Origin of the sequence: Streptomyces sp. NPDC029216, assembly GCF_040648015.1 — a bacterium.
GTDB lineage: Bacteria > Actinomycetota > Actinomycetes > Streptomycetales > Streptomycetaceae > Streptomyces.
Genome location: NZ_JBEZWL010000266.1, coordinates 1 through 4,462 on the forward strand (window position 1 = coordinate 1; position 4,462 = coordinate 4,462).

The following is a 4,462-nucleotide window of genomic DNA, read 5'->3' on the forward strand; positions in this document are numbered from 1 at the left end:
CGCGGCCGGCGGCCTCGGGTCTCACGTCAAAGTCCCGTCGTCGCCCGGAGGGCGGACGGGACTTTGACGACAGACCCTAGGGGGTGTCCGCCCTGGTCAGGGTCAGTTTGCCGATCCAGTCCAGCTCCCCCGGGTACTCCCACTCCTCCGGGTCCGCGAGGACCGCCGGCAGGTCCGCGCGGTCGACCTCCGGACCCGGCTGGAAGCCGGGGGTGCCCCTGGGCGAGGTCCACGGGACCACCCGGTGCACCGCGACCCACCCCCGGTCGACGAGCCCCAGCAGGATCGGGGCGAGAAAGGAGACCGGCTTGTCCTTGTCCTCCTCCGCCAGGTCCCCCCAGACCCCGGGAAGGATGTCGATCTCCGAGGCGTTCAGCACGAACGCGTACTCGTTCTCGGTCAGCGCGTCCCAGTCCATCAGGGCCGCTCCCCCTTGTGCCGGGCGTAGTAGCGGGCCACCCGGGCCCGGTTCCCGCAGGCCGACGCCACGCACCAGCGCCGCCTGGGGTGCGCCGGAAGGAACAGCAGCACGCAGTCGTCCGCCTCGCACGAGCGCACCGACGCCACCCGCACGTCCGTCAGCAGGTCCACCACCGCCTCCGCCAGCTCGGCGGCCAGCCGCGCCGCCGGGGCGGCCCCGCGGTGCGGGGAGGCCATCAGCCCGGTCAGGGCCGACCAGTACAGCTCCCGGTGCGCGGGGGCCGCGGCGAGGATCCCGTTCAGCGCCTCCAGCGCCCCGGCCGGCGGCCGCTCACCGCGCCGTGCGGCTTCGAGCGCCGGCCCGGCGGCCTCCCGCACGGCGTGCACGGCGGCCACCTCGGCCTCCCCCACCTCGGCGACCCGGCTCAGCCGGTCACCCTCCGCCGCCAGCCAGGCGGCGAGACCGGCCCGGTCGGCGATGAGATCGCCGGCGTCGGCGGGCCGGGTGTTCAGCAGATCGAGCGCGAGGGGCTCGCCGGTCAACGGAAAGAACGTCACCGGCTAATGCTACCAAGACCAGTTGACGCATTAGCGATCTTCGTTGGAGACTAATGCCACCTGACGCACTGGAGGCATGTGATGATCGCGCACCGCACCATCGACGTCGACGGCGTGACCGTGGCCTACCGCGAAAGCGGCCCCGCCGACGGCCCCGTCCTGCTGCTCCTGCACGGCTTCCCCACCGCCTCACACCAGTTCACCCGCCTGATGGACGCCCTCCGCGACACCCCGTACCGACTGATCGCCCCCGACTACCCCGGCTTCGGCCGCACCGACACCCCACCCGGCTTCACGTACACCTTCGACCGGCTCGCGGACATCGTGGAGGGGTTCACCGACGCCCTCGCCCTGGACCGCTTCGCCCTGTACGTCTTCGACTTCGGCGCCCCGGTCGGCCTGCGGCTCGCCGCCCGGCGCCCCGAACGGATCACCGGCCTCATCGTCCAGAACGCCAACGCCTACGACGAGGGCCTCTCCGACGACGCCCGCCAGTTCGCGGCACTGCGGCGGGACGTACCGGGCAACGAGGAACGGGTGCGCGGCCTGTTCACCCTGGAAGGCACCCGCTTCCAGTACGAGACCGGGGTCGCGGACCCCGCCCTGATCTCCCCCGACAACTGGACCCTCGACGTCCACTACCTCGGCCTGCCGGGGCGCCAGGACGCCCAGGCCGACCTCGCCTTCGACTACTCCTCGAACTTCGCCCACTGCCCGGCCTGGCAGGCCTGGCTCCGTGCCTCGGGGGTACCGGTGCTGGTCGTCTGGGGCGCCGGCGACCCCTTCTTCACCCCCGCCGGGGCGAAGGCGTACCTGCGGGACGCGCCGGGTGCCGACGTACACGTCTTCGAAGGCGCCGGGCACTTCGCGCTGGAGACCCACCTCGACGAAATCGCCCCGCTGATCGCCGCCTTCCTGACCCGCCTCTGACCACCCCCGGCTGCGACTGTCCCGCTGCGGCTCCCCGACCGGAGGCTGCGGACGTCCCGCTGCCCGGAGCGGTCCCCTGCCCGCCCTTCCACCGTTCCCCCGGGCTCCGCCCCAGACCCCGCGCCTCAAACTCCCCCAGCTACCGCTGGGAGGTGCCCCCTGGCAGGGCCGGATTCTGCCGGACGGCCACGCGGCTCCGGACGTACCCGGCCGGGGGCGGGGACGGGGTGGGGCCACCAACCCCGGCCACCTCCGGCACCACCACCCCGGGCAACGCCACCGACCCCCGCCAACCCCGGCACCACCACCCCCCGGCACCCCCAGCCAAACCGGCCCGCACCGGGGTGGCACCCCAGCCCGCCACCGCCCGGCCAGGGCAGCGGCTAGCCCTCCGCCGGCGCCCGCCCCGTCAGCGCCGCCAGGCTGGAGCGGACGTGGTTCATGTGGGCCCGCATCTCCTCCTGCGCCTCCGCATGCTCCCGCAGGATCCGCTCCGTCTCCCGCCCCACCCGCTCCTGCCGCACCCGCGCCTGCGCCACCAGCTCCGCCGCCCGCGCCTCCGCGTCCTCCTGCCCGTGCCGCGCCGACTCCTCCGCCTCCGCGAACCCCCGCCGCGCCTCCGCCAGCCGCGCCTGCGCGTGCCGCTCCATCTCCGCGAGCCGCGCCTCCTGCTCCGCCTCCCGCGCCGCCACCTCCCGCTCGGCCGCGTCCCGCCGCTCCACCCGCTCCTGCTCCCGCTCCGCGAGCAACGCCTGCGTGCGCCGCCGCGCGTCCGCCAGCGCGGCCTGCGCCTCGGCCCGCCACCCCGCAGCCTCCTCGCGCGCCTTCGCCCGTACCTCGTCGGCCTCCCGCTGCGCCCGCAACAGCCCCTGCCGCGCCCGCACCTCGGTCTGCTCGCGCACCGCCTCCGCGTCGTGCCGCGCCAGCTCCGCCACCCGGTCGGCGTGCGCCTCGGCCGCACCCGCCGCCTCCACCGCGTCGGCCCGCGCGTCCGCCCGCAGGGCCTCCGCCTCCTCCTGGGCCAGCGACAGGATCCGCCGGGCGCGCTCGCTCAGCTCGTCGTACGTCTGCGGGGCCAGCGCCGCCACCGCCGCGCGCAGCCGCTCCGCCTCCTCCTCCATCTGCCGCGCCAGGACGGTCAGCCGCGCCACCCGTTCCCACGCCTCGTCCCGGCTGCCGGCCAGCCGGGCCACGTACCGGTCGACGTCCTCCGGCCGGTAGCCGCGGCCACCGCGCACGGTCGAGAAACCCTGGGGTCCGTGAGGTGACATGGGTGCACTCATCCTGGAAGCGCCTCTCTCGCGGGGATTCCCGTCAAGGATGCGTCATTTGAGGCCAGAAGCCTGAATGGCCGGGCCGGGACCCCCGTCGAGGGGTCCCGGCCCGGCCATTCATCCGATCGGCGAACCGGCCGACCGACGGCTCAGAGCAGCCCGTCCCACATCTGCTCCAGCAGCACCGACCACCAGCTCTCCGGCGACGCCAGCGCCGCACTGTCCAGCCCGGCCAGGTTCGACTGGAAGTCGACGGTCCACCGCCCAGCCTGCTCCGGCGTCAGATGCTGGCGCAGCCGCCACATGTGACCCAGCATCGCCAGCGACCGCGCGAACTGCGGCAGGCTGGAGTTCACGAACTGCGGCGGCACGGGCGCCCCGCCCGGACCACCCTCCACCGGCACCGCCACGATGTGCGCCGTCCCGTACTGCACGCACAGCGCCTTGCCGAAGTCGCTGCCGACGACCAGGTACGAGCCCGCGTCCGACGCCGGCTGCACCTGCCGCTGCGCGGCCAGCTCGGCCAGCGTCGGCACCGGCTGCCCGGGTACGGCCTGCGCCCAGAAGAACGGCCCGAAATCGACCGGCAGACCCGCCCACATCAGGGTCTGCGCCACGACCTCCGGCACACCCTGGCGCGACACCGCCCGCTGGTCGAAACGGAACACCCCCTGCGGCCCGAAGGCCCCCGCCAGCTCCTGCGCGATCGCGTCCATCGCGATCGCCGGCTGGAGCGGGACCTGCGGCAGCGGCGCCCGCACCGGCGCCGGACGCGCCGGGCCGTCCGCCACCTGGTGCAGCTCACCCTGATGGGTGAGCAGATGCCGCATGCCTTGCTGACGTCCCGCGTGGTCGGTCCCGTACGGGGCCACGCTCGTGATCCGCACCTGCGGCCAGGTCTCCCGGATCATCCGGGCGCAGTAACCGCCGGGCAGCTCGCAGGAGGCCAGCTCGGTGTGCAGCTCCAGCACCTGCTGCGGCGGCACGTTCATCGCGCGGAGCTCGTACAGGATCTGCCACTCGGGGTGCGGCGTACCGGGCGCCGAGCGGCGGATGAGCTGCTGCTCGGAGCCGTCGGGCGCACGGTAGCGGAGCACGGCCTGGTAGCCGGGGCCGACCGTGGGCACGCCGGACGGGGCCGCCGGCTGACCCACCGGACCGCCGGGCGGCGCGGAGGGCGGACCGGGCGGCGGAACGGTGCCGGGACCGGCCAGCATCGTCGCGGCGTGCTGCATCCCGCCCCCGGGCGCACCGGGAGCGCCAGGCGCACCGGGAGCGCC

5 protein-coding genes are annotated in these 4,462 nt (G+C 75.1%); 1 reads left to right on the forward strand and 4 read right to left on the reverse strand.

Going from position 1 to position 4,462, the window contains the following annotated elements; genetic code table 11:
- Positions 1–76 precede the first annotated feature (76 nt).
- Entirely contained in the window at positions 77–418 is a 342-nt protein-coding gene (locus AB0F18_RS38560) for a hypothetical protein (RefSeq protein WP_362070026.1), read from the reverse strand.
- Positions 418–978 carry an ABATE domain-containing protein gene (locus tag AB0F18_RS38565; protein WP_362070029.1) on the reverse strand — a complete coding sequence of 187 codons (561 nt, stop codon included), beginning with the start codon at positions 976–978 and terminating at the stop codon, positions 418–420. Before AB0F18_RS38565 ends, AB0F18_RS38560 begins: the two co-directional genes overlap by 1 nt.
- An 81-nt stretch (positions 979–1,059) precedes the next feature.
- On the opposite strand from AB0F18_RS38565, the gene AB0F18_RS38570 reads away from it, so the two are divergent.
- Positions 1,060–1,908 carry an alpha/beta hydrolase gene (locus AB0F18_RS38570; protein WP_362070032.1) on the forward strand — a complete coding sequence of 283 codons (849 nt, stop codon included), beginning with the start codon at positions 1,060–1,062 and terminating at the stop codon, positions 1,906–1,908.
- A 383-nt stretch (positions 1,909–2,291) separates the two neighbouring features.
- Here AB0F18_RS38570 and AB0F18_RS38575 read toward each other — a convergent pair whose 3' ends face one another.
- Complete coding sequence (locus AB0F18_RS38575; protein ID WP_362070034.1) at positions 2,292–3,179, reverse strand: cellulose-binding protein; 888 nt, start codon at positions 3,177–3,179, stop codon at positions 2,292–2,294.
- A 152-nt stretch (positions 3,180–3,331) separates the two neighbouring features.
- Positions 3,332–4,462, reverse strand: a 1,131-nt coding sequence (locus AB0F18_RS38580; RefSeq protein ID WP_362070037.1) for an SUKH-4 family immunity protein, incomplete at its 5' end; no start/stop codon positions are given.